This is a genomic window from Corynebacterium sp. HMSC072A02 (genome assembly GCF_001810085.1).
Lineage (GTDB): Bacteria > Actinomycetota > Actinomycetes > Mycobacteriales > Mycobacteriaceae > Corynebacterium > Corynebacterium hesseae.
Window position 1 is genome coordinate 1 of the sequence record NZ_KV799879.1, and the last position, 291, is coordinate 291.

Sequence of the window (291 nt, forward strand, 5' to 3'; positions counted from 1 at the left end):
CGAATCAGGCTTTTCCTACCCGCAGCCAAATCAGACGCAAAGTCCGCGACATCTGTAAAACCCTGGATGACTCCATTGCTTTTCGCGACACCCGCCCCAAAGACACCTACCGCTTTTCTTCCAACGGAACCTCTGCCTGGCTGGAACTCCAAGTTACTGAAGATACCGGCATTAAACTCGATGCCTTCATCCACACAACCGCCGCAAAAGAAGGAATCACTGTTGCTGAAGCGGTCATCAAACTCTTAAGCGGCGAAATACAACCACCAGCCACCGTAGTCTTACACACCT

General features: G+C 51.2%; 1 pseudogene. It reads left to right on the top strand.

From position 1 onward, the window contains the following. A pseudogene (locus tag HMPREF2698_RS12120) lies at positions 1-291 on the top strand (HNH endonuclease); the annotation flags it as partial.